29 protein-coding genes are annotated in these 21,919 nt (G+C 48.4%); 13 read left to right on the plus strand and 16 right to left on the minus strand.

Features of this window, described 5'->3' with window-relative positions; genetic code table 11:
* Positions 1-21 precede the first annotated feature (21 nt).
* The gene (locus tag C7R93_RS04835) at positions 22-903 is read left to right on the plus strand and encodes a LysR family transcriptional regulator (protein WP_106837721.1); all 882 of its coding nucleotides are present in this window, start codon (positions 22-24) and stop codon (positions 901-903) included.
* Positions 904-911: 8 nt separating this feature from the next.
* Here the strand turns inward: C7R93_RS04835 and C7R93_RS04840 are convergent, their stop codons facing one another.
* Both C7R93_RS04840 and C7R93_RS04845 read right to left on the minus strand, forming a co-directional pair.
* Positions 912-1,583: a phosphatase PAP2 family protein gene (locus C7R93_RS04840; protein WP_244191440.1), complete on the minus strand. Its 672-nt coding sequence runs from the start codon at positions 1,581-1,583 to the stop codon at positions 912-914.
* Entirely contained in the window at positions 1,583-2,029 is a 447-nt protein-coding gene (locus C7R93_RS04845; protein WP_106837722.1) for a YaiI/YqxD family protein, read from the minus strand. Before C7R93_RS04845 ends, C7R93_RS04840 begins: the two co-directional genes overlap by 1 nt.
* Before the next feature lie 69 nt (positions 2,030-2,098).
* Here C7R93_RS04845 and C7R93_RS04850 point away from each other — a divergent pair, with 69 nt between their 5' ends.
* Positions 2,099-2,425 carry a hypothetical protein gene (locus tag C7R93_RS04850; RefSeq protein ID WP_106837723.1) on the plus strand — a complete coding sequence of 109 codons (327 nt, stop codon included), beginning with the start codon at positions 2,099-2,101 and terminating at the stop codon, positions 2,423-2,425.
* A gap of 69 nt (positions 2,426-2,494) precedes the next feature.
* Here C7R93_RS04850 and C7R93_RS04855 read toward each other — a convergent pair whose 3' ends face one another.
* Positions 2,495-3,415, minus strand: coding sequence for a S8 family peptidase (locus C7R93_RS04855; protein ID WP_106837724.1), 921 nt, complete (start codon positions 3,413-3,415; stop codon positions 2,495-2,497).
* 187 nt (positions 3,416-3,602) lie between these two features.
* Between C7R93_RS04855 and C7R93_RS04860 the strand changes: the two genes are divergently transcribed.
* Positions 3,603-3,875, plus strand: a complete 273-nt coding sequence (locus C7R93_RS04860; protein WP_106837725.1) for a stage VI sporulation protein F — start codon at positions 3,603-3,605, stop codon at positions 3,873-3,875.
* Between the two features lie 110 nt (positions 3,876-3,985).
* Here C7R93_RS04860 and C7R93_RS04865 read toward each other — a convergent pair whose 3' ends face one another.
* The 4 genes from C7R93_RS04865 to rnz form a co-directional block, all read right to left on the minus strand.
* Entirely contained in the window at positions 3,986-4,075 is a 90-nt protein-coding gene (locus tag C7R93_RS04865) for a YjcZ family sporulation protein (protein WP_106652846.1), read from the minus strand.
* Between the two features lie 128 nt (positions 4,076-4,203).
* Positions 4,204-4,860 carry a YczE/YyaS/YitT family protein gene (locus C7R93_RS04870; RefSeq protein WP_106837726.1) on the minus strand — a complete coding sequence of 219 codons (657 nt, stop codon included), beginning with the start codon at positions 4,858-4,860 and terminating at the stop codon, positions 4,204-4,206.
* Between the two features lie 26 nt (positions 4,861-4,886).
* Complete coding sequence (locus tag C7R93_RS04875) at positions 4,887-5,111, minus strand: hypothetical protein (RefSeq protein WP_106837727.1); 225 nt, start codon at positions 5,109-5,111, stop codon at positions 4,887-4,889.
* Positions 5,112-5,157: 46 nt separating this feature from the next.
* Entirely contained in the window at positions 5,158-6,111 is a 954-nt protein-coding gene (gene rnz, locus C7R93_RS04880; RefSeq protein WP_106837728.1) for a ribonuclease Z, read from the minus strand.
* A gap of 126 nt (positions 6,112-6,237) precedes the next feature.
* Between rnz and C7R93_RS04885 the strand changes: the two genes are divergently transcribed.
* Genes C7R93_RS04885 through C7R93_RS04895 form a run of 3 tightly spaced genes read left to right on the plus strand, consistent with a single transcriptional unit; the run spans position 6,238 to position 8,827 of the window.
* Positions 6,238-7,230: an ABC transporter substrate-binding protein gene (locus C7R93_RS04885; protein WP_106837729.1), complete on the plus strand. Its 993-nt coding sequence runs from the start codon at positions 6,238-6,240 to the stop codon at positions 7,228-7,230.
* 6 nt (positions 7,231-7,236) lie between these two features.
* Positions 7,237-8,040, plus strand: a complete 804-nt coding sequence (locus tag C7R93_RS04890; protein WP_106837730.1) for an ABC transporter ATP-binding protein — start codon at positions 7,237-7,239, stop codon at positions 8,038-8,040.
* Positions 8,021-8,827 carry an ABC transporter permease gene (locus tag C7R93_RS04895; RefSeq protein WP_106837731.1) on the plus strand — a complete coding sequence of 269 codons (807 nt, stop codon included), beginning with the start codon at positions 8,021-8,023 and terminating at the stop codon, positions 8,825-8,827. The genes C7R93_RS04890 and C7R93_RS04895 overlap by 20 nt, the downstream gene beginning before the upstream one ends.
* A 96-nt stretch (positions 8,828-8,923) precedes the next feature.
* On the opposite strand, the gene C7R93_RS04900 is transcribed toward C7R93_RS04895, so the two are convergent.
* The 3 genes from C7R93_RS04900 to C7R93_RS04910 all read right to left on the minus strand — a co-directional run bounded on the left by C7R93_RS04900 (position 8,924) and on the right by C7R93_RS04910 (position 10,817).
* Positions 8,924-9,310 (minus strand): VOC family protein, encoded by a 387-nt coding sequence (locus C7R93_RS04900; RefSeq protein ID WP_106837732.1) that lies wholly within the window; start codon positions 9,308-9,310, stop codon positions 8,924-8,926.
* A gap of 66 nt (positions 9,311-9,376) precedes the next feature.
* Entirely contained in the window at positions 9,377-10,336 is a 960-nt protein-coding gene (locus C7R93_RS04905) for a tetratricopeptide repeat protein (RefSeq protein ID WP_106837733.1), read from the minus strand.
* Between the two features lie 106 nt (positions 10,337-10,442).
* The gene (locus C7R93_RS04910; protein ID WP_106837734.1) at positions 10,443-10,817 is read right to left on the minus strand and encodes an ATPase; all 375 of its coding nucleotides are present in this window, start codon (positions 10,815-10,817) and stop codon (positions 10,443-10,445) included.
* A gap of 167 nt (positions 10,818-10,984) precedes the next feature.
* On the opposite strand from C7R93_RS04910, the gene C7R93_RS04915 reads away from it, so the two are divergent.
* Entirely contained in the window at positions 10,985-11,428 is a 444-nt protein-coding gene (locus C7R93_RS04915) for a DUF2621 domain-containing protein (protein WP_106837735.1), read from the plus strand.
* A 65-nt stretch (positions 11,429-11,493) separates the two neighbouring features.
* Positions 11,494-11,733 carry a hypothetical protein gene (locus C7R93_RS04920; RefSeq protein WP_106837736.1) on the plus strand — a complete coding sequence of 80 codons (240 nt, stop codon included), beginning with the start codon at positions 11,494-11,496 and terminating at the stop codon, positions 11,731-11,733.
* Positions 11,734-11,897: 164 nt separating this feature from the next.
* Here the strand turns inward: C7R93_RS04920 and C7R93_RS04925 are convergent, their stop codons facing one another.
* Positions 11,898-12,497 carry a DUF502 domain-containing protein gene (locus C7R93_RS04925; protein WP_106837737.1) on the minus strand — a complete coding sequence of 200 codons (600 nt, stop codon included), beginning with the start codon at positions 12,495-12,497 and terminating at the stop codon, positions 11,898-11,900.
* A gap of 93 nt (positions 12,498-12,590) precedes the next feature.
* Between C7R93_RS04925 and C7R93_RS04930 the strand changes: the two genes are divergently transcribed.
* Complete coding sequence (locus tag C7R93_RS04930) at positions 12,591-13,418, plus strand: sulfurtransferase (protein WP_106837738.1); 828 nt, start codon at positions 12,591-12,593, stop codon at positions 13,416-13,418.
* Positions 13,419-13,620: 202 nt separating this feature from the next.
* On the opposite strand, the gene C7R93_RS04935 is transcribed toward C7R93_RS04930, so the two are convergent.
* The 4 genes from C7R93_RS04935 to C7R93_RS04950 are packed head-to-tail and all read right to left on the minus strand — an operon-like array spanning position 13,621 to position 16,373.
* A complete protein-coding gene (locus C7R93_RS04935) occupies positions 13,621-14,388 on the minus strand; it encodes an ABC transporter permease (protein WP_106837739.1) in 768 nt (255 codons plus the stop codon).
* The gene (locus tag C7R93_RS04940) at positions 14,389-15,150 is read right to left on the minus strand and encodes an ABC transporter ATP-binding protein (protein WP_106837740.1); all 762 of its coding nucleotides are present in this window, start codon (positions 15,148-15,150) and stop codon (positions 14,389-14,391) included.
* A 12-nt stretch (positions 15,151-15,162) separates the two neighbouring features.
* Complete coding sequence (locus C7R93_RS04945) at positions 15,163-16,029, minus strand: pentapeptide repeat-containing protein (RefSeq protein WP_106837741.1); 867 nt, start codon at positions 16,027-16,029, stop codon at positions 15,163-15,165.
* A gap of 14 nt (positions 16,030-16,043) precedes the next feature.
* Positions 16,044-16,373: a PadR family transcriptional regulator gene (locus C7R93_RS04950; RefSeq protein WP_046234712.1), complete on the minus strand. Its 330-nt coding sequence runs from the start codon at positions 16,371-16,373 to the stop codon at positions 16,044-16,046.
* Positions 16,374-16,721: 348 nt separating this feature from the next.
* Between C7R93_RS04950 and C7R93_RS04955 the strand changes: the two genes are divergently transcribed.
* The 4 genes from C7R93_RS04955 to C7R93_RS04970 all read left to right on the plus strand — a co-directional run bounded on the left by C7R93_RS04955 (position 16,722) and on the right by C7R93_RS04970 (position 20,617).
* The gene (locus C7R93_RS04955; RefSeq protein WP_106837742.1) at positions 16,722-17,912 is read left to right on the plus strand and encodes a helix-turn-helix domain-containing protein; all 1,191 of its coding nucleotides are present in this window, start codon (positions 16,722-16,724) and stop codon (positions 17,910-17,912) included.
* Between the two features lie 70 nt (positions 17,913-17,982).
* A complete protein-coding gene (locus C7R93_RS04960; protein WP_106837779.1) occupies positions 17,983-18,984 on the plus strand; it encodes an ABC transporter substrate-binding protein in 1,002 nt (333 codons plus the stop codon).
* Positions 18,981-19,784: an alpha/beta hydrolase gene (locus C7R93_RS04965; RefSeq protein WP_106837743.1), complete on the plus strand. Its 804-nt coding sequence runs from the start codon at positions 18,981-18,983 to the stop codon at positions 19,782-19,784. The genes C7R93_RS04960 and C7R93_RS04965 overlap by 4 nt, the downstream gene beginning before the upstream one ends.
* 38 nt (positions 19,785-19,822) lie before the next feature.
* Entirely contained in the window at positions 19,823-20,617 is a 795-nt protein-coding gene (locus C7R93_RS04970) for a DUF817 domain-containing protein (RefSeq protein WP_106837744.1), read from the plus strand.
* Between the two features lie 54 nt (positions 20,618-20,671).
* On the opposite strand, the gene C7R93_RS04975 is transcribed toward C7R93_RS04970, so the two are convergent.
* Complete coding sequence (locus C7R93_RS04975) at positions 20,672-21,655, minus strand: ABC transporter substrate-binding protein (protein WP_106837745.1); 984 nt, start codon at positions 21,653-21,655, stop codon at positions 20,672-20,674.
* Positions 21,656-21,919 lie beyond the last annotated feature (264 nt).

Genomic DNA, 21,919 nt, shown 5'->3' on the forward strand with positions numbered 1-21,919 from the left:
GATAAGAGGGATTCCAACTGTATGGACTTCGAACAATTACGCGCTTTCTACACATTGGCCCAGACGAAGAACTTCACCAAGGCTGCGGAAATGCTCCACTTAGTCCAGTCTACGGTGACAATGCGAATCAAGCAACTGGAAGAAAAAGTTGGCAAGCCTCTTTTCATTCGTGATAAAAGAAGTGTTGAGATTACCCAAGCAGGCTTAACCCTTTTACCGTATGCAGAGAGAATCCTCAAGCTGTCCCATGAAGCCCTAAATGAAGTCGCTTCCCTCCAGCCTTATGAAGACTATTTATCGATCGGCAGCTTAAACGCGATCTGGACTTCCACCCTCGAGCCGATCTTGAAAGAGTACCACTATCGGTATCCGCAAATTGCGATCAGCACAAAGACAGGGCACTCATCCGATGTCATCCAGTATTTGCTGGACAACGTGATTCAAATAGGAATCGTGTACGTCCCCCCGTCCCTGCCCAACTTTGACGTCATTCCGACGTGGGATGATGAGATTGTCCTAGTTTGCTGTCCAGAGAGCCCCATTGCCGCATCTACTCACGTCGATTCGCGCGAGCTGCGCAATCTGCCGTTGCTGTACGTGAATTGGGGCCCTCCCTTCAACGAGTGGATTAGACAGACACTGCCACGTAATTACGTACCCAAGCTGACAGTAGACAAAGCAGAGCTCGCCATCGATTTGATCAAAGAAGGTCTCGGCGTGAGCTTGATGACGCGCTCTACGGTCAAAGCCGAGCTTGCGGCAGGTACGTTGAAGGAACTGATCATAACAGGCAATAAGCCTCCCAAACGCTCAGCGTATATCGTCTTGCCAAAGGACAAAAAAAATAAACCCAGCGTAGAAAAATGGCTGAGTTTAATGAGTGAATTAGGCTATTCCACATAGCTTTATGATTATCTGGAATGCGGAATGGGGTCGACGACCGTGCTTCGTCTCCCCATCCATCCTTCATAGCCAAGACGAAGGAGATAGTACCAGCACATTGACAGGAAAAAGCCGGTAAGCACATCACTCAAATAATGGACACCCAAGTACACACGGCTGAGCGCGAGCAATGCCACGAAAATAAAAACCGCAGGCTGCAAGAGCGACGACCATCTTTTCTCCGCAAACCATTGGGTAATCCACCATGCAACCATGCAATAAAAGGCTGGTCCAATCATCGCATGACCACTCGGAAACGAAAAGGACTCCGGCAGCTCAATCAGATTGATGCCACTCGGTCTAGGTCTGCCAAAGAACAGCTTTAAGAGCTCATTTGCTATTTCGCTGGCACCAAGGGAAATGAGTACAAACATTGCCTCCACACGATATTTCTTTATGTATAGGACAACGAACATGATTACCGCTACAGGTACAAGAAACATACCTCCGCCAAGATTGGTTACAAAACGGAAAAAAGCAGTCCCTGCATCCGAGCGAATCGACTCTGCAAATGCGATTGCAGCCTGATCCATGCCTGCCACTTTCCCCGCTACATAGAGGGCAAACATGATCGTGGCAAGAACAGCAAACGTAAGTGCTCCGCGTACATATCCATTTTTTCTAGTTGTCTGATTCATCATTACTCGCCTCTTTCCATCAAAAAGCGCAAAGACTCAGCAAATCGCTGATCGTCTTCACGCGTGCGAGCAGCAGGCCCCTTCGTACGACCTCCCCCGCGCCGATATCTCGCCTTTTCATTTCGTTCTTCTAAATGAAACGCAATCCGTTCGGGGTCAAAAACCATCCCGTGCGGTGTCAGGGCATGGGCTCTCTTCCCAAGGATGAGCGCTGCCAGACCAATATCTTGCGTCACCACGACATCCCCTGAGCTCGTTTCGTTCGCCAGCTTCATATCTACCGCTTGTGGGCCAGCATCTACCGTTACATGATTTGCGTTGCCGATTTGATGATTATAGCTGGCAAAGGTCAAACAGATCCAGTCGAGCTCCTTGCACAATGCTTGGGCAGTCAGGAGAGCCTGGCGCGGACAAGCGTCCGCATCGATAAGAACACGTCCTTTTGACATGAGTTCTCCTTTCGCGTGTATTTCTCTCCCCGTACCGATTCATTTTTGGTATGATGGAGGTGGAGAGGAGTGAGTTCACCTTTGCGCTATCAATTTATCCATGATGAACGGCTAGGTATACGTCTTCCCGTGCTACATCTGGAATGGGAAGATTATTCGAATGTAGAAAGAGCGGACATGTTACTGGAGTGGGAAGAAATCCGCGCGACCATTCCGGATCAAATACACCGGGTAGAGAAGGTCATTATTGAGAAAACCACGCAAATGTCCGAAGAGGAAAATTTCGTAAGATCTTGCGAATTGAACAGTGAGATCCACGAATTGGCCAGTGTTATTAATGATCTTAATATATGGTTCCGTGTCCAGCAAGACCATGGCACCAAAATCCATCAATAATTCGTTTATAAAAAGCAACAGCTCCTTGGCTTCATTTTTAGCCTCGGAGCTGTTTTTTCATAAGGAACGCTATGCTTTTTTTCGCTTGCGCCCAATTTCTAACGCCTTCAGCCCTGCCACATGCGGGGCGGCCATCGAAGTGCCATTCAGCTTTTTAAACTGATTCCCCGGCCAGGTAGACAGGATATCTACTCCGGGTGCCTTCATATTTACGCCCTTGCCTCTCGCACTGAAGGATGCCAGTTTACCCGCTTGATCAATCGCACTGACACCTAAAACCCCATCGTACCGCGCTGGATACTCCACTTCTCCCCCACCGTTTCCTGCCGATGCTACCATCACGATTCCTTGCTGATTGGCCCGACCAACTGCTCTCGCCATTGCTTCGCTATACTGGGGCATGCCAAAGCTCATGTTGATGACATCCATCTGATTGGCAATCGACCATTGCAGGGCCTGCAAAATGGTAGACAAAGATGATTTGCCCTCTTGATCAAAAGCACGTACGTCATATAAATGGGCCTCTGGAGAAACACCGACAATTCCCTTTTGGTTCATCTCGGCTACAATGATCCCCGCTACATGCGTACCATGTCCGTTTTGTTTGCCGCGCATAAGTTGGATGCCACCCTTAATTTGATCCTTCAAATCAAAATGATCGCGGGAGATTCCCGTATCGATGACGGCGACCTTGACGCCTGCTCCGCGCCCCTTTCGCCACAATCTCTGTGCACCCACGTATCGCACGCCCCACGGAATTTCATCCTCCCCTTCCGCATGGACACTAACGGTGATGTTCTCTTCTACCATCGCTTTATACTTTCGAAAAAGCTCTTCATGCTGCTCAAAAATCTTTTGTTTGACACATAGGCAAGAAAGGTCATCATAGCATCGCCATGGAAGTCTCTCGGTTTTAGACAGAACCTTGGTTTTCAAATCTGACAGTATCTCGGTAAACGGCGTATCCCGATGAAAGCTAACAATTTTCAACCTACTAGCCTCCTGTCATGCGTCGTTCTGACTCATCCTATGTCACGGCTCCCCCTATGGGTTTGGGCCATTGCACAACGTTGACCAAAATAGGCGAATTGCCGTGTGAATCTGTCCAAGCGAACTCCCTTGCTTTTCCATATAACTGCATAGGGCAGGCGTATTCCTTTGAAAGGAGCGAAACATCATGGCAAAAGCAAAAGGAAAAGCAAGCGCAAGACTCAAGCTCAAAGCGAAGGACAGTCCAAGTTCCCTCTTGAAATCCATCAACAAAAAAAGTAAGAAGAAATGGACGATGGGCGATATTCGATCGCTGGCAAAAGACTTCTCCATGAAAGACTTGAAAGACGAAAAGAAATTAAGCGAGTTGATAAAAAAAGTCAGCAAAGCTGTAGGTGTCAAACTTTCGGATAAACAAATGTCCAGTGTAAAAAAGCAAGTGCATGATCGGCTCGGATAAGATCATTTCTTTGGCTTCGCCCCTCTTTGGCGAGGCCTTTTTTTTGCAAAACAAAAGAGAGAGCGAAAAATCGCTCTCCCTTCATGCCAAGCTGATGCCCAGTGTTTTCGTTAGTCGCAAGCGCAAGCAACGATAACGAGCAATACGAACAACACCAGTATTAAAGCAAAGTCGTCAAATCCTCCGTTGAACAGACTCATTCGCTTTCCCTCCTTTGCCAGCAACTAGTCATACTGTATGTGCGAATGCTCAAGGATGATTGGACCATCGCCTATACAAGACCTTTTTTCCCGGTTTTTCACACAGTTACTGACAAATGAAAAGGAGGTTAGCTCGCTTGTCTTTCAACTGGCTCTGGCAGTCCATACTGCTTTTTCATGACATGACGCCAAAACGGAATCGTCCGTTGAATCATCGGTCCCGTTAACAGTGCAATCAGTATCGTGCCGATTGACACAGGTCCGCCCAAAGCAGCACCTGCAAGCAGTACGGTTACTTCTATGATGAGTCGTACTCGCTGGATACTCCAGCCAAGACGCTCGTTCATCGCCAGCATGAAGCTGTCGCGCGGTCCTGCCCCAAGAGAAGGAGATAAATACATTCCGATCCCGACAGCCAAAACAATAACACCTACAAGAAACATCAAGAGCCTCGCCCAGATAGATTGCAGCTCAGGAATAAAATCCAACCATAAGATAAGATCGAGAAAAACACCAAAGCAAATCATATTTAAGAACATTCCAAAATTAGGCTTCAATTTTGCCACCAAATAAGTGGCGAAAATGACAACGACTCCTACGATCTGAGACCATATGCCAATCGTTAATCCAAATGTTTTTTGCAGGCCGATGTGAAAGGTTTCCCAAGGTGCTACACCGAGGTTTGCTTTAATGGCAAATACCGTACCCAATGCACCCACGAACAAGCCAAGCACAAACATCATGTAGCGAACTGCAATCGGCCTGTTGAACCCTCTGCCGGACACGTTTGCTCATCTCCTGACGATGTGGTTTACTTCCAGCCTGCAATGACTTCGTAAAAAAGCCCGTCCTTCCGGTAAAACGCTTCGGACTTGGAGAAGTTCAGGTAGGTCTGTGCCTCTGCAAGCTGCTCTCCCGTCAAAATGACCTGGCGTTGCTTGTTCACATCGTCTCGATATTCGACAACGAGGCTGACTTCTTCCGTCTGACAATGTTGAATAAGTTCTTCTGGTGTAGCAAAGGTAATCCGCTTCATGCTCCCCCACCTCCTCCATCGTGATCATTCATTATAGCAAGGATTATTATTTTCTCCCATCGTTTCTCTCTCGCTTTACAGAAACACTGCCAAGATCATCTGCCAATTGGGTCGCGGGAAAAATTTGCTGCGCTTCTGCCAGCAGATCCTCCATCGAAAAATCACCATCTTCATCTTCATAACGTGGACTAAAGTGCGTCAGACATAGTTCTTTCACGCCCGCTTCTTTGGCAATTTGAGCCGCCTCGCTTGCTGTGGAATGTCCGCTTCTGGTCGCCAGCTCCTTGTCGTGATGAGCGTAAGTCGCTTCATGGACGAGCAAATCTGCCCCTTTTGCCAGCTCCAAAACCGCTTGGCTTGGTTCTGTATCTCCACTGAAGACGATTTTGCGTCCTGGCTGCGGCTCTCCAACGAAGTCCTTCCCGTCCAGAACACGACCATCCTCGAGTGTGACCTGTTCTCCTCTCTTCAAAGCTCCAAATAACGGTCCTGAAGGCACCCCGGCCTGCTTTGCCAGTTCTACTTGAAAAGCTCCTGTCTTCTCCTTCTCCATCACGGCATAAGCAAAAGAAGGCACGCGATGTTTCGCCATTCGACAACTCACCACGATCTCTTCGTCCTCGTAGATTACACCTTCACTGACGATTTTTATTTCCAATGGATATTGCAAATGAACCGGACTTGCCTCCATGACAGCTCGAAAATATCGGTCGAGTCCTGGTGGTCCGTATAGCTCCAGCGGAGTCGGTTCAGTATTGCGCAAAGACCGGCTCGCAAGCAGTCCAATCAGTCCGTACAAATGATCCCCATGCAGATGGGTGATAAAGATTTTATCCAATTGACTAATTTTCATCGGGGCTCGCAGTAATTGATGCTGAGTCCCTTCTCCGCAGTCAAACAACCACCACTTGCCAGCCTGTAAAAATCGCAAGCCTATCCCGCTCACGTTTCTTCGCGTAGTAGGTGCACCTGATCCGGTGCCTAAAAATGTAACGATCACGCTATTTCCATCTCCTTTATGGCCCTCCCCTAACATGTGCCTGTCTCGATCTCTAGGCATTCACCCTTTTTTGTCTGGGCGCATAGCCTACAATATACACAGCCTAGTAAGGAGGGACTCCTAATCATGAAACGATTTTTGGCGCTGGGGCTGGCCGCTTTTCTCGTTTTGACGGCCGTCTTGACTGGCTGCTCCAGCACTCCCGAAAAAATAAGAATTGGTGAAGTAACTCGGTCTTTGTTTTACGCTCCGCAATATGTCGCACTTGAAAAAGGATTTTTCAAGGAAGAAGGTCTGGAAGTGGAGCTCTCAACCATTCCGGGCGGAGATAAAGTGATGTCGGCTCTATTATCCGGCGGCATCGAAGTTGCGCTCGTCGGCTCCGAGACCAGCATCTACGTCTCTCAGCAAGGAGCGGCCGATCCAGTTGTCAACTTTGCGCAGCTCACGCAAACGGATGGTACCTTTCTCGTCTCTCGCAACAAAATGGATGACTTTACTTTCGACAAGCTAAAAGGCAGTGTCTTCTTGGGGCAACGTAAAGGCGGCATGCCGCAAATGGTCGGAGAGTATGTACTCAAAAAGCACCAGATCAATCCGCAAGGCGATCTGGAATTGATTCAGAATATCGAATTCAAAAATATTGCGTCTTCCTTCGCATCTGGTACCGGAGAGTATGTACAGCTATTTGAACCGGAAGCCTCCCGCTTTGAACAGGAAGGAATCGGCCATGTCGTCGCCTCTTTTGGCAAAGAGAGCGGAACCGTTCCTTACACCGTCTTCATGACTAAACAAAGCTATATCGACAGCAACGCAGCAACTATCCAAAAGTTTACCAATGCGGTCTACAAAGGGCAACAGTGGGTTGCCAGTCACAGTGCAAAAGAAACGGCAGATGTGATCGCTACGTACTTCCAGCAAATCGATCCAACTATTTTGGAAAGCGCTGTTCAACGTTATCTGGAACAGGGCTCCTATGCGACTGATCCCATTTTGGAAGAAAAAGAATGGAACCAACTCCAAGACATTATGGATGCAGCCGGTGAGTTAAAGCAACGCGCTGATTACACCAAGCTGGTCAACACCACTTTTGCGACCCAATCCAAGGAAGGGAAATAGGCCGTCATGAAGCAGATTTCTTCTACGCCGGCAAAAATAGAACTCGGCCACGTGACCCATCTTTATTTATCCACGACCAGGGCGTTCATGGCGGTCCAAGACATTAACCTGCGCGTGGAGGAAGGCGACTTCATTTGTCTGGTTGGTCCCAGCGGTTGTGGCAAGACGACGCTGCTCTCACTCATTGCAGGGCTTGAGAAGCCGACAGCAGGCAAGGTGCGGATCGACGGAAGAGAAGTCAGCGGAACGTCTAGGCAAGTTGGCTACATGCTTCAGCAAGACTATTTGTTCAACTGGCGCTCCATCGAAGACAACGTGTTTCTCGGACTCGATATCCAAGGCATCCGTACCAAGGAGACAGAGGAGTACGCTCTGCATCTGCTAGATGAAATGGAACTGTCTGATGTGCGCAAATCCTCTCCTCAGCAGCTGTCAGGCGGTATGCGGCAGCGGGTTGCACTCGTGCGAACACTCGCCTGTCAGCCTGATGTGCTGTTGCTTGACGAACCATTCTCGGCATTGGACTACCAGACCAAACTCAAGCTCGAAGACCTGATCTTTTCAACGCTGCGTCGGCACAAAAAAACGGCAGTCCTTGTGACACATGATCTCTCCGAATCGATCGCAATGGGTGATCGCGTTTATATCTTTTCACGCAACCCAGGACGCATCAACAGCGAGATTGTCGTGCCCAGCCCCATCCGGGACGCTCTGCCATTCGACGCTAGAAATCATGATGGATTCCAAGACTTATTCCATCGCGTGTGGAAAGAGATGGAGGTAGTATCTGATGCAACCAAAGGAAATTGAATCCTTCCATCGCCGCTACTTGCAGCTAGAAAAGCGTATGAGCTGTTCCGTCTTTTCCACTCAACTGTTCCTCTTTCTCGTTTTTCTCGGCTTATGGGAGCTCTTGGCTCGAACCAACACCATTAATGCGCTCATCTTCAGCTATCCATCCAAGATTTGGGCTCAATTCTGGATGCAATTGCTGGATGGCAGTCTTCTCCCGCATGTCGGTTTAACTGTATGGGAAACGATCATTGGCTTTCTTTTGGGAACGATCCTCGGTGCTCTCATCGCAACGATCATTTGGTGGTCGCCATTTCTCTCCCGCGTACTAGAGCCTTATCTCGTAATTGCCAACAGTATGCCCAAGGTAGCTCTTGGTCCGGTCTTCATCGTCGGCTTCGGGCCAGGATTGCTCTCCGTTATTGCCATGGGCTGCGCGATCTCGGTCATCATTACCACGATTAACGTCTACACCAGCTTCAAGGAAGTCAATCAAAACTACGTCAAAGTCGTCCAAACACTCGGGGGCAGCAAACGACAAATCTTCACGCTCGTTATTTTGCCAGCTACCATTCCAACCCTCCTCGCAACGCTGAAAGTGAATGTCGGTCTTTCCTGGGTGGGCGTCATAGTCGGAGAGTTTCTCGTATCCCAGCAAGGCTTGGGGTATTTGATCATATACGGTTTCCAAGTGTTTAATTTTACCCTGGTCATGATGAGTCTCGCTATTATCGCTGTAATCGCTACCCTGATGTATCAAGGCGTAGCCTATATAGAGCGACGGCTCACCAGCCAGTTTAAATAGATGGCTTCTACAAAAACGGTGCCATTCATCTGCCGGGGATGATTGCACCGTTTTTCCATGCACCACACTCCTCCTGCTAGTTTTTCCTCCGCCAGGTTACGGAGCCACAATTTCGACCTTGATCCTGTCCGGATCCTCGAAGTACAACGCGTAATGTCCCTCGCCTCCAGCATGCGGATGCCGGTCCTGATAGAGCACAGAGATGCCGCGACGTATGGCTTCCTCCCGCATCTCATCTACATGCTCGCGATCCCTTGCGTAAAATGCCAAATGATTCAGACCCACTCGACACCGATGATACGGGGTATCGAGGAAGCGTTCCTCTGCCTGCACAAATACTAGATAAGTAGCGTTCTGTTTCCAGCTAATCCCACTTGCCCATTCTTGATAGCGCACATAGCCCAACTCACTCTCCAGCAACCAACTCCAAAAATCTTTTGAGCGCGCCAGATTGGAAACATACACTTCAACATGATGCAGCATCGCAATCCCCCCTTTTCGTATAGAAAAACGCCCGACAACCAAATGCCGGGCGCTACCACTATCGATTTACTTCCAAAACTTCCACCAGCTCTTTTTCGTTGCCGTATCGCCTGCTTGAGTCTCAACGACTTTTTGTTGTGCCGCAGCCTCGACTTCCAGTGCTCCTGGCACCCGATTCAGGAAGTGATCGACCATTGGCTTGTAGTTATCTGGCAAATGCTCTTGCATGTTTCGCAGGATGACAATTGCCTTTTCCATTTGATCGGTCGCCAACAGCGCGTTGGCATAGTTGAAGCCAGCATAAGGATACGGGAAATGTGGCGTCCAGAACTTTTCACAAATCTGAATCAACTGATAGACATAACCCGCTTGTCCCAGTTCACCAGTCACAGTCATGACGACTTCAAAGCGGTCCTTCGCTCCTTCAATCGCTACCGTGTACCATTTCATCGCATGCAGGAGATCCTCCTCCTCCAAAGCTAGACGAGCCAGTTGCAGCTGTGGTCTCCAAGCGCCTTCTTTACTTGCCAGCGACTCAAGCTGCCCTTTCAGCTCATCCTTTTTCCCTCTTTGCAAGAAGCTCTCGACAAACATGTTCAAGCCATTTTCTTGATTCGGGTCTTTGTGCAAACCTGTATGTAGGGTCTCGAACGCTTTTGCCTCATCTCCCTCAAACGCGAAGATTTTTGCCAAATTGGTGCAAGCCGTACCCGAGGACGGGAATCGTTCCAGACAATCTGTCAGAATTTTTTTAGCGCTTTCAAATTCTCTCGCCTGCATATGAACGACTGCACGGAAAATGAGAGCAGACTCAATTGGCCCGTATAATTCGAGAAGCCTGTCAGCAGCGATCTGGGCTTGCTCATGAAATTGACCCTTCACCAACTCCATCGCAAAATCGCGAAGCTTATCTTTTTCATCCCAGTACTTATCCAGATTTTGCGGAATGATTTTTTTCTGGTAATCCTCTCGGGACATATCGATGGTTTGACCAAGCTCATTGGTAAACGTCACAAATTCAGACATGAAACAGCCTCTCTTTCATTTCCTCACAAAGGTTTCAAATGCTTGTTAAAAGGACAAGATATTTCCAAAGAAGAAGAACGATTCTCCACACAAGGAAAACCGCCAGTTAGATCCATGCTTTGATATTTACTTTACGGATAAATTCCTCCATTGATTCCTTCGCGGGTTCGTCATTTGCCTCTTCTGCATCTTCCATTCCCATCAGTTGTCGAAACAGTGCTTCGTTCCTTGTCGCCAATGCAAAATCAAGTAAAGCCTCCTGGGAGATGCGATTTGCTTCTTCCTCTAGCAATTGCTCCTCCAAGGCGATATCTTCTTCTACAACGGCGATTTGCTTATCAATTTTCGGAATGCGTAAAACCCAGGAAAATGCGCTGTCCGGATTGCGGTCACGAGCAATCAGGTAACCGTATTCACCCACAGGCAAACCTTGCTCGAAGGAGTCGGCAACAATGACGACGCGTTGTCCAAGCTTGAACATGAGCGTCAACTCCCAATAAAGATTAATTCTAATCATACTAAATTGTATGTGTTCTTGGGAAGAGCAAACCCCAAGGATAGGCAAACGCACAAAAAGTTTGTTGCCCGAACCAAAATAAGGTACAATTTTTACTAATGAATGGATATTGGTAATGAGGTGTACAAGGTATGGGTGAAATGTCTACAGAGTTTTCCCTGTTTATCGTTGGCTGGACCATCGTTCTCGTAAGTCTTATGGCGATTGGCGGGTACTTCATGTTCCGCAAATTTCTCAAGTCCATGCCCAAGCAAGACGGAAAATCTGACTTGGATTGGCAAGATCATTACATAGATCAGACGCGAGCACTCTGGACAGATGAGGGTCTGACCTTGCTCAATGAATTGGTTGAACCTGTGCCACAGCTGTTTCGTGATGTTGCAAGACGTTCCATCGCAGCGAGAATCGGTCAGATCGCGCTGGAAGAGAAAGCATCCACCATTACAACAGATTTGATTGTAAAGGGGTACATCGTAGCAACCCCTAAGCGTGACCACAAATGGCTCATTGCCCACCTGAAATCCAAAGAAATCGACTACACGCCCTATGAGAAATTTTTGAATGCCGAGGGATAATTGAAACTTCCTGTGGAGTCATCCGTAAAAAAGGGTAAGACCTTTTTGGCAAGGAGACGATGTGGATGTCAGTCCTACTCACGATTTTGGGGATCGGTTTCGTAATATTGATCGTTGCGATTGTCATTGTGGCGGTCCTCTTTAAGAAAGGCTCCCGGTTCTTGTGGAAAATGACCGGACGTGGCTATCACAAGTACAGCAGCAGCGATTACCGATACCGGCCTTGGAAGATGGGGCATCGAACATACGGTCATCGTCACTATCGTCGCAAATATTCCAGCCATAGTGGATTTTTTAGCAGTTAACATTAATGAAGTCAGAGGGCACTCAAACTCGTTTGAGTGTCTTTTTCATGTGGATAAGCCCAGATCGGATTTTTTAAAACATCCGTTCTAGAAAACAAATTACCTAAACAACAAGCAACAAACCTCCAAAACCACTCGATTAGTGGCGCTGGAGGTTTGTTTTTTTATGCATCACTACTTTTTTTGTTGACGTTTTGCGCTCCTCCGGATACCCCACCCGATATCAGAAAAGCCATGACTTCTGAGCTTTCCGTTTCAAGCAGCTGTACTTGATCGCTCGGAAACAACAGGAGATTTCCTGCAAAATTGTACGACTGCGGTAAATATACCGCTACATGGTCTGTGAGACCAAATGAATCGAGGCTTTCCTTTGTGATAAATCCGATTGCCTTTGCATTTCCATCCCTTGATAGCGTCACGAGCACCGGCTTGTCGAAGCTCTTCTTCTCCCCTACAAATGCTCCGATCAAATCCTTGATGGACGTATAAATGAGTTTGATAAACGGCACTTTCTCGAAAACGGTGGACACTAGCGACAGTACTCCGCGTGTCAGCACGTTGGATGCAAGGAAGCCAACAATCGTGATGCCGATTATGGTCAAGACGAAGCCCAGTCCAGGAATTTGGAGATTAAACCAGTTGTTGACCAGCATATAGAACCAGTTATCCACTGTCGTGAAAATCCAGTACAAAATATAAATTGTCACTGCCAAAGGAATGACAAACAATAGCCCCTCTAAAAAATAGCGAATGAAACGCTTCATCTCTCTTCTCCTCTCCCACCTTACCGTAATTATTGTACCTGATTGGATTGCCATCTGCTATGATGAAGAAAAAAAGCGAAAGTAGGGAGATTCATGCAAGCACTTGTCACACCTCAATGGCTCAAGGATCATCTGAATGATGAAAATACGGTGATCGTCGATTGTCGTTTTGCTTTAAGTGCTTCTGAAGCAGGTGCAGAGGAATACGAGAAGGACCATATCCCGCAAGCCCTCTACTTTCATCTGAACCGTGACCTTTCTGGCGCAAAAAGTGAGCATGGTGGCCGTCATCCTCTACCAGATACGGATCTGCTGGCTGCCCATTTTTCAAGAGTGGGAATCGATGCCAACACGACTGTCATCGCCTACGATGATCAGGAAATGGCGATGGCAGGACGTCTGTGGTGGTTGTTGCGATACCTTGGTCACGATCGGGTAGCTGTACTCGACGGCGGATACGCTGCTTGGAAAAAGGCTGGCTATGAGGTAACAGCAGTAGTCCCTACTGTACAAGCTCGTCAATTCGTCCCCCATGTCCGCCACGACATGCTGGTTAACATGGAAGGTGTTCAAAAACGCAGCGAGCATTCTGTATTGCTCGATTCTCGTGCGCCAGAACGCTACCGGGGCGAGAACGAACCGATCGACGCAAAAGCAGGACACATCCCCGGAGCGCACAATTTCTTTTACAAAGACAACCTCGCTGCTGATCAGACGATGCTCCCGGCAGACGAGCTGCAAAAGCGTCTCGCCCCTTATGCCGATAAAGAATTGATCGTCTATTGCGGCTCAGGCGTGACAGCTTGCTCCAATCTGCTTGCTTTCCATGCTGCTGGTCGAACAGATGTGAAGTTGTATCTGGGCAGTTGGAGTGACTGGAGCTCGTATCCTGATAATCCGATCGCGACAGGAGAAGAGTAAGAAACGAGAGGCCGCGTCGGGACGCGGGTTTGGGGGCTGTGACAGGTTGCCAGGAGGCAGGCTGTTGCGGCCCTCTTTGGGGGACAACGTGACAAAGAGCTAGTCAAGCAAAGTCGAATATCACAACAAAGAAAACAGCCCGTGAAGCCATTGCCTCACGAGCCATTTTGGATCTCTTGTTTCTTTTTTGTTGAGGATATTTTCACACCCGATTTTTATATACCCTCATTGCAAAGAAATATGCTACGAGCAAAATTCCGATGCACCACGCAAGAGCGACCCATATATCATTGCCTACCGGCTGGCCTGACAGTAGCGCACGGATGGCTTCCACTATCGAGGTCACCGGCTGGTTTTCGGCAAAGGCGCGAACGACCGATGGCATCGACTCGGTCGGCACGAACGCCGAACTGATAAACGGCAGGAAGATAATCGGATAGGAAAAGGCGCTTGCGCCGTCCACCGTTTTTGCGGACAGTCCGGCAATCGCCGCGACCCAAGTCAATGCCAGCGTAAACAGCGAGAGTATACCGACTACCGCAAGCCATGGCAGTATCCCCGCCGACGAACGAAAGCCCATAACTAGCGCTACGAGAATGATGATGACGACCGATATGGCGTTGGATACTAGCGAGGTCAGCACATGCCCCCACAGCAAGGTGGAACGTGAAATCGGCATAGTGTGAAACCGCTCGAATATGCCCCGTTGCACATCGGTGAACAGGCGAAAAGCCGTGTAGGATACCCCGCTCGCAATAGCAATCAGTAGTATGCCGGGCAACAGGTAATTCACATAGTTATCCGTTCCGGTTTGAATGGCACCGCCAAACACGTAGACGAACAGCAACATAAATGCGATTGGCATGACGGTGACCGTGATGATGGTGTCCATACTGCGGGTAATATGGCGCAGTGAGCGCCCAAGCATAACGCCCATATCGCTTAAAAAGTGGTTTTTTGCCACCTCCATTTACATAGCCTCCTTTTTACCGACGATCGCGAGGAAGATCTCCTCTAATGTAGGCTGTTTTTCAACATACTCGACCTTTGCGGATGGGAACAGCTTCTTTAGCTCCGAGAGCGAGCCGCTGGCAATAATCCTGCCCTCGTGCAGAATGGCAATTTGGTCGGCAAGCTGCTCGGCCTCCTCCAAGTACTGTGTGGTTAGAAAGATCGTCGTGCCTCCGTCGGCAAGCTCCTTGACGATCTTCCAAACCTCGATGCGTGCTTCGGGGTCAAGCCCAGTTGTCGGCTCGTCGAGGAAAACGATCTGTGGTTTTCCCACAAGACTCAAGGCGATGTCGAGCCTGCGGCGCATACCACCTGAATAAGTAGACACCCTCCGGTCGGCAGCCTCTGTCAGACCAAAGCGCTTAAGCAAATCGTCTGCAACCTGACGCGGATTTTTGAGGTATCTTAGCTTTGCAATCATGAGAAGATTTTCTCGTCCGGTCAGAATTTCATCCACGGCAGCAAATTGCCCGGTCAGACTGATCGCCTGTCGCACATTGTCAGGCTTGGATGCAACGTCGAATCCATTTACGGTAACGGTTCCGCTGTCTGGTTTTAGTAGCGTGGTGAGGATTTTGACAGCCGTTGTCTTGCCCGCGCCATTGGAGCCGAGCAGGGCGAAAATACTGCCCTTTTCCACCTCGAAATCGACGCCCTTTAGGACTTGATGCTGCTTGTAGGACTTTTGCAGTCCCTTCACTTGAATGGACTTGTTTTTCATATGTTATCCTCCTTATCTGACCGTAACCTTTGACAAATCAGCTTCCATCCCTTTAAGCGCTGCATAGGTCAACTTATCCATCATCGCGCCGTCGAAGCAGATGGTTTTGATAGCTCGGTAATATTTCTTAGAAAAGGTAAACGAGGAATGGAAAGACACATTTTTGAACGACGCGCCTCTAAACGAAACTTCGTTCAGTACCGCCTTCTCAAACTTGACGCCGTTAAAGGTTTGCCCGTCAAGACACAGACCTCGCAGATCGGAAGAATTGAAGTCAACGCCGTCAAACATACAGTTTTCAAAGATTGTTTTTCTGAGGTCGATCATGGTCAGCTTGACGTCGGTCAGCTTTGCACCTATGAATTTTGCTCCGTCTAGCCCCGACTTGCTGAAGTTGGTGCGCATAAGGATGGATTGAATAAAGCTCGCATCCGAAAGATCAAGGGAAGTTAGATTGCAGTCGGTCAGGTTCGCGCGGTCAAAAAGGGCACCGCGTACGTCGCTAGCCGCAAAAGAGCTGCCGGTCAAGTCCGCGTCCGTGAAATCAGAGCCTCGCAACGCGCTCGCTGTGAATTTTCCTTTGTGCGCGATAACGCCCGCAAAGTCGCTCTTAGGCAGGTTACTCGCGCTAAAGTTCGTCACCACCTGCCGCTCCAGCGAGCGGGAGAGGTTAGCGACCTCCAGTACCGTTTGCTCAATGTCGCCGATGCTATCAATGGTCATCTCAAAAGCGGTTTCGTCGTCCTTACCCTCGGCTTTGAGTTCGCGGAACCGCTCCTGCAAATCGGAAAGCAGATCGACCTTTAATTCAGTGACGCTTTTTACCCCATCGTACGGTGCGAAAACGCCGTTCAAATAGTTGGTCAATCTCTCATTCATAACCTCAACACTCCTTATAATAAGTTTTCAAGCACGCGCTTCGCATATTCCCAGTTGCTTTTATTGCGGGCGTAAGTCGCCTTGCCCTTTTCGGTTATCCGAAAATATTTACGCCGTCCACCCTGAGACTCATCGCCCCAGTACCACTCAATATCACCGTCCACCTCAAGCCGCCGGACGCTGGAGTACATCGTGGCTTCCTTTAATTCATACTCGCCGCCCGAGCGTTCGGCAATCAGCTTGACGATCTCGTAACCGTAGCGGTCAGCTTCGGATAAGAGCCGTAAGATCATCGTATCGGTATGCCCGCGCAACAGGTCAGAAGTAATTTTGTTCTCACTCATATAGTCACCCCGTATTTGTATAGTACGACACACTACCATGACTGTCAAGGTAGTGTTTTTAATCAAATACTTTGATTGAAAACATGATATAAATTCATAGCGGTATCTAACTGATTCTTTAACCTAACGGATACGATAGCATTCAGCTGTTTTGCAAATAACAATCAACAACCTGCAAACAACAGCAACCTAGCCCATCTACCCTTTGGGGTACTGCCTTGCTTCACTTGACCTAGCAAGGGAGGCGGTCGTCTTATTTTTTCTTCCCCTATCATTTTCAGTACCATTCATAGATAATAATTATCATTATCACAAACTTGTGCACTTGCCTGAAAAGGTGGATGATTCATGAAGCATAACGAAGAATGCGAGCCTAGTCGCCAAATGGCACTCAGTGAGGTTCGCGCCTATATGATCTGTAACTTCGATCGTCCGTTAAACGTAACTACGTTCGCAGCGATGGCGAACTTGAGTCCGAGCTATTTTGGTGATTCGTTCAAGAAGGCTTACGGACAAAGTGTCATGGACTATGTAACGAGTCTGCGTATGAATCACGCCAAGCGATTGTTACGCGAGACGGACATGAGGCTGCGGGATATTGCGAAAACAATCGGGTATAGCGATGAATTTTACTTTAGCCGGAAGTTCAAGAAGGAAGTGGGTGTGTCCCCCTCCGCGTATGAAAGAGCTTGCGAGCGCAAAGTTGCCGTCTACTCCCCTTCCCTGCTGGGACATCTAGTAGTACTGGGGATTATACCAGTCGCTGCTCCTTTAGATGCGAAGTGGACCCCCTATTACTATCAGCAGTATCAGCAACAGATTACGGTTCATCTAAAAGCGGTCGAGACACCGTGGAACGATGACGATCAGGAAATCATGCTTCTGGCTGCCAGGCCGGATGTTGTCATTAGCCACATAGAGCTTCCCGAGACTACCAGACAACGCTTGTCCGCACATGGCATAGACGTCTTGCCCCTGCAGTCTTCTCGCTGGAGAGAGCAATTACGTGAAATTGCTAGCTACACGGGCAAAGAAGCAGTATGTGATTCCTGGATGGCTTTTTATGAGGCGAAGGCTACTGCCGTTCGTGCAGACCTGCAGACCGAGCTCAAGCAAGATAAGTTTGCGATCATTCGACTTTATCGGGATGGCATCCATCTTTACAACAACAAGGGGATGAAGGAGCTTTTATGCGATGATTTGCAGCTTACTCTTGTGGAAGAGGAAACGTCACCTTGCAATCAGCCAATCACGCTCGAACAGCTTGCGAGCTTAGACCCGGAGCGAATCCTGTTGTTCGTTTGTCTGGATGAGTCAACACGCATAAGCTGGCTGACACTCCAGCATCATTCGCTTTGGAGAAGACTTCGCGCTGTTCAAAATGGGTACCTCTATCCCTTACCTTCTAATCCGTGGTACGAGTATTCACCAGTTTCCATGAACCGGATGCTGGATGAAATGCTGCTGATGGTAACGGGGAAAAGTCCAAATGCGATTCAAGGTGTTGTCCATGGAGCCCCTTTCTTGGGTGATTTATAATGTTTTTCAGTGAGAAACATTATCAACGAGAGGGGATTCTACTTATATGGATCGTAGAAACAAGCTCCGCATGACAAAGAAAGCGAACCTAGCGCTGATGCTGACCACGACGATGCTCGTTGCTGGACTTGCGGCAGGCTGCGGAAACCATGCAAGCAGTGAGGCAGTGACGCAGAAGGTCGATTCATCGGCGACTCAGAGTGCCGAAGCATCAGCAAAGAGCTCTGCCGACCAACCTGCCTACCCGCGGGTACTAAAGGACGAAATGGGTAACGAGGTGACATTACCATCCGCACCTGCCAAAATATTCGCTCCCAATCTGGAAGATACTTTGGTTGCACTTGGCGTTGCGCCTGTCGTGCAATGGTCAACTGGCTCAAGACCGAAAATGTACTTACAAGATAAGCTTAAAGATCTGCCGTCCATTACCTTCGCAGGTGGATTGCCTCCAGAGCCGGAAGCGGTTATGGCCCATGAACCGGATCTCATTCTGCTGCACAATGCCAATCATATGGAAAGCGGTGTGTACGATAAATATAAAATGATTGCTCCGACGTATGTGTTCAAGCAAGCAAATGCTGATCTTGACTCTTCCGTACGAATAGTTGGCGATATATTGGGCAAGTCGACGGAAGCTGAACAAGCTTTGCAGAAATATAAGGAGCATGTCGAATCAGCCAAAAAAGAGCTGGCCCCCCATATCCAAGGCAAAAAAGCAGCGATCATTCGCTTTAATGGCAGAGGGATGTTCTTCATCAAGTATGATTTCTTCAGTGGATACGTCCTTACCAATGAACTAGGCTTTTTGCCGAGTCAGGTTGTATCCGGCGGTGGGATTAATTTGTCACTAGAGAGCTTGCCTGATCTGGATGCGGACTACATTTTCCTCATCAATGACGCTGGTACAGGAGATGCATACGAGAAAGAATTGACAGAGAGTGCTGTTTGGAAAAGCATGGAGGCTGTGAAAAACGGTCGTACGTTTAGGGTAGAGGGAGATCACTGGTTAAGTGGCGGCCTGATCGCACATATGAAAGTCATTGACGATGTGAAAGGATTGATTGCAAAATGAGGATCATAGAGAAAAACGGCTATTCCCCTAGTAATTGTGTAGAGTGGACACTGCAATCAAGCCAAGGTCGTGACTATCGGATTATGATTGCGATTCCTGAAGCTGAGGCTCCTCCTGAAGGATATGCTGTTATCTATGCAGTGGATGGCGATGCGATGTTCGGAACGATTGCCGAGACGGTGAAGGTGCAAACGCGCAAGCCAAAGGGCTTCAACCCAGCCATTGTTGTAGGAATCGGCTATCCATCACGACTGCCATTTGACATGGACCGCCGTTGTTACGATCTGACCATGCCGGTGGATGCTGCTACACTTCCTGAGCGACCAAATGGGCAGCCTTGGCCAGAGCATGGCGGAGTTGATTTGTTCCTCGATTTCCTTGAACAGCAGTTGATGCCAGCTATTTCTTCCGAATGGCAAATAAATCCAAACAAACAGGCGATTTTTGGGCACTCCTTGGGTGGTCATTTCACACTGTATACGATGTTCTCGCGTCCGAAGCTTTTCTCACACGTCGTATCTGGCAGCCCTTCCGTCTGGTGGGGTAATGACGAGGTATTGAGGGAGCAGGAACGCTTCATCTCCCAATGGAAAGGGGACCATGAAGTCAAGCTCCTTGTCATTGTTGGTGGTGATGAGCTCTCCTTCATGGTCGAGGGTGCTCAACGGGTCGTCGAGCGCATGGAACCACTCGCTACCAAAGGTGTTCAAGTGAGCTACATCCAATTCGAAGATGAGGGCCACGTAAGCGTGCTGCCTTCCGCTATTAATAGACTTGTGCGGTTCGTGCTTACGGAATAACCCTCTGAAACTACTTTCAGAACGTGAAGGACAGACAAATGATACGATATATACGTTTATTGCTTCATTTCGGCTATCAAGAAGCCATGTCTTGCTTGTTTCCGGTCTTTATTTTTGGATCGCTTGCCTTGTCCAAGTTCGTCACCATTCCCGGTTTGCCGAGGTATGACCTCCTGCTTTTGCTCTGCCTACTCTTCCAGATCTTCATGGTGAAAAGCGGCTTGGAGTCTCGGGACGAATTGAAGGTCATCACGGTCTTTCACGTCATCGGACTGTGCCTGGAAATATTCAAGGTGCATATGGGATCTTGGAGCTATCCGGAGGATGCGTACAGCAAGGTGCTTGGCGTTCCTCTTTACAGTGGGTTCATGTACGCCAGTGTCGCGAGCTACTTATGTCAAGCATGGCGGAGATTACATGTCACTATCGAGGGTTGGCCGCATCCGATGATCGCTACGATCTTGGGCGCGATGATCTACCTCAACTTTTTCACCCACCATTATATTTGGGATCTACGCTGGGTCCTGATGGCGGCTATCTTCATCGTCTTTTGGAAAACTCGTGTTTATTTTCGCGTTGCCAACGAGACGCTGTTCATGCCGATTCCCCTCGGCTACTTTTTGATTGGTTTTTTCATTTGGATTGCGGAAAATATAGCGACGTTCCTCGGCGCCTGGAATTATCCGAATCAAAGGGCAGGCTGGGAGCTCGTGCATCTCAGTAAAATCAGCTCGTGGTTTTTACTTGTCATCGTGAGCTTTATTATCGTGGCGGAATTGAAGCACGTAAAATCCAGAAGATCCCAATCCCATGATAGCAAGAAACACATGTAAAAAGCCTAGCCACTCTTCGCACGAAACAGCAAAGGGTGGCTAGGCTTTCTCTTTTTATTTGATAACGCTGCTCCATACATTTTCGATCATTTGGCGGTTGGCAATGACGCCTGTGTAAAGCCAACTGGAATCCTTGGCAAACGAATACGCATTTCCATTCTTCACAGCAGGGATATTCGCCCATACTGGATCCTTTTGCAGTTGTTCCACAGCAGTCGGATTACTATTTACGATAAACAAGTACTCGGCATCGAGTTCAGCCAATTTCTCCATGGAAATCGCGTTCCAGTTTGCTTCTCCTGACTTGGAGATTTCCTGTACGATGGCAGGAACCTTAAACCCAAGGTCCTTGTAAAGCACATCGCCGCTAGACAAGTCCTGACGTGCTACATACACATTTTTCCCAGTCATCCACAGTGCTGCCGCTGATTTTTCTCCGATCGCTTGCTGCAACTTTTGTTTGGACTCGGCTGCAAATGTCTCATAATCCGCCAGCACTTTCTTCGCTTCTTCCCCCTTGTTGAGGACATCCCCTACTGTCAGGAGCTCTTTGCGCCAATCGGTGTTCTTTTCTTTTCCAATGGTATAGGTTGGCGCGATTTTTTCGTACTGACTATACTTGTCGCCTTGGATCAAGGTCGCGCTGTCCAAAATAATCAGGTCAGGATTGTGGCTCATGACTACTTCCGGTGGCAGATCGTAAGGAATTGCTGGAATACCCGCTAGCTCCTTTTGCAGGTAGCCTTGTACCTCGCTGTTCCCTACTGACCATTGTGCTACTGGCTTCACTCCCAAAGCTACTAAATGATCCTCCAAATAAGAAGCGATCACGCGCTGCGGTTGAGCTGGCACCTTTACCTCATTTCCCATCGCATCCTTCAGTACCCGTGTCGCATCGGCAGCTGGGGTCGTCGTTTGGCTATCACCCGTTTGCGTCTCAGGAGTCGCAGCGTTCGGCGAACCAGAGCATGCGCTCACGATGAGCACTAAGCTTGCTAATACCATACTTGCTATTGAATGTTTTGCTATTTTTTTCATTCGGTTGTTCCTCCATCTGCACTATGTATCAAGCCACTTTCTCCAGCTTGACCACACTCTCGTTGAGAATAATTATCAAAATCATAATGGGTATTATAGCGGATTATGCTAGGATGCTCAACTTTTTGTTGATGGAAATGAAAAAAGACCTCCTGCCTATGAACTGTTACCCAAGAAATAGACAGTATTTGAAATAAGCCTGTTGAAAATTTAAGCAGCGATGAGGTGACTCCTGAATTCATCTGGGGTCATCTTTTTTAATGT

This window comes from Brevibacillus fortis, assembly GCF_003013395.1.
GTDB lineage: Bacteria > Bacillota > Bacilli > Brevibacillales > Brevibacillaceae > Brevibacillus > Brevibacillus fortis.

What these genes read in the sequence shown, in the direction of transcription:
- C7R93_RS04835 (WP_106837721.1), top strand. Translation starts at nt 22, where the DNA reads ATGGACTTCGAACAATTACGCGCTTTCTACACATTGGCCCAGACGAAG.
- C7R93_RS04840 (WP_244191440.1), bottom strand. Translation starts at nt 1,583, where the DNA reads ATGATGAATCAGACAACTAGAAAAAATGGATATGTACGCGGAGCACTT.
- C7R93_RS04845 (WP_106837722.1), bottom strand. Translation starts at nt 2,029, where the DNA reads ATGTCAAAAGGACGTGTTCTTATCGATGCGGACGCTTGTCCGCGCCAG.
- C7R93_RS04860 (WP_106837725.1), top strand. Translation starts at nt 3,603, where the DNA reads ATGGCAAAAGCAAAAGGAAAAGCAAGCGCAAGACTCAAGCTCAAAGCG.
- C7R93_RS04865 (WP_106652846.1), bottom strand. Translation starts at nt 4,075, where the DNA reads ATGAGTCTGTTCAACGGAGGATTTGACGACTTTGCTTTAATACTGGTG.
- C7R93_RS04875 (WP_106837727.1), bottom strand. Translation starts at nt 5,111, where the DNA reads ATGAAGCGGATTACCTTTGCTACACCAGAAGAACTTATTCAACATTGT.
- C7R93_RS04885 (WP_106837729.1), top strand. Translation starts at nt 6,238, where the DNA reads ATGAAACGATTTTTGGCGCTGGGGCTGGCCGCTTTTCTCGTTTTGACG.
- C7R93_RS04890 (WP_106837730.1), top strand. Translation starts at nt 7,237, where the DNA reads ATGAAGCAGATTTCTTCTACGCCGGCAAAAATAGAACTCGGCCACGTG.
- C7R93_RS04895 (WP_106837731.1), top strand. Translation starts at nt 8,021, where the DNA reads ATGCAACCAAAGGAAATTGAATCCTTCCATCGCCGCTACTTGCAGCTA.
- C7R93_RS04900 (WP_106837732.1), bottom strand. Translation starts at nt 9,310, where the DNA reads ATGCTGCATCATGTTGAAGTGTATGTTTCCAATCTGGCGCGCTCAAAA.
- C7R93_RS04905 (WP_106837733.1), bottom strand. Translation starts at nt 10,336, where the DNA reads ATGTCTGAATTTGTGACGTTTACCAATGAGCTTGGTCAAACCATCGAT.
- C7R93_RS04910 (WP_106837734.1), bottom strand. Translation starts at nt 10,817, where the DNA reads ATGTTCAAGCTTGGACAACGCGTCGTCATTGTTGCCGACTCCTTCGAG.
- C7R93_RS04915 (WP_106837735.1), top strand. Translation starts at nt 10,985, where the DNA reads ATGGGTGAAATGTCTACAGAGTTTTCCCTGTTTATCGTTGGCTGGACC.
- C7R93_RS04920 (WP_106837736.1), top strand. Translation starts at nt 11,494, where the DNA reads ATGTCAGTCCTACTCACGATTTTGGGGATCGGTTTCGTAATATTGATC.
- C7R93_RS04925 (WP_106837737.1), bottom strand. Translation starts at nt 12,497, where the DNA reads ATGAAGCGTTTCATTCGCTATTTTTTAGAGGGGCTATTGTTTGTCATT.
- C7R93_RS04930 (WP_106837738.1), top strand. Translation starts at nt 12,591, where the DNA reads ATGCAAGCACTTGTCACACCTCAATGGCTCAAGGATCATCTGAATGAT.
- C7R93_RS04935 (WP_106837739.1), bottom strand. Translation starts at nt 14,388, where the DNA reads ATGGAGGTGGCAAAAAACCACTTTTTAAGCGATATGGGCGTTATGCTT.
- C7R93_RS04940 (WP_106837740.1), bottom strand. Translation starts at nt 15,150, where the DNA reads ATGAAAAACAAGTCCATTCAAGTGAAGGGACTGCAAAAGTCCTACAAG.
- C7R93_RS04945 (WP_106837741.1), bottom strand. Translation starts at nt 16,029, where the DNA reads ATGAATGAGAGATTGACCAACTATTTGAACGGCGTTTTCGCACCGTAC.
- C7R93_RS04950 (WP_046234712.1), bottom strand. Translation starts at nt 16,373, where the DNA reads ATGAGTGAGAACAAAATTACTTCTGACCTGTTGCGCGGGCATACCGAT.
- C7R93_RS04955 (WP_106837742.1), top strand. Translation starts at nt 16,722, where the DNA reads ATGAAGCATAACGAAGAATGCGAGCCTAGTCGCCAAATGGCACTCAGT.
- C7R93_RS04960 (WP_106837779.1), top strand. Translation starts at nt 17,983, where the DNA reads ATGACAAAGAAAGCGAACCTAGCGCTGATGCTGACCACGACGATGCTC.
- C7R93_RS04965 (WP_106837743.1), top strand. Translation starts at nt 18,981, where the DNA reads ATGAGGATCATAGAGAAAAACGGCTATTCCCCTAGTAATTGTGTAGAG.
- C7R93_RS04970 (WP_106837744.1), top strand. Translation starts at nt 19,823, where the DNA reads ATGATACGATATATACGTTTATTGCTTCATTTCGGCTATCAAGAAGCC.
- C7R93_RS04975 (WP_106837745.1), bottom strand. Translation starts at nt 21,655, where the DNA reads ATGAAAAAAATAGCAAAACATTCAATAGCAAGTATGGTATTAGCAAGC.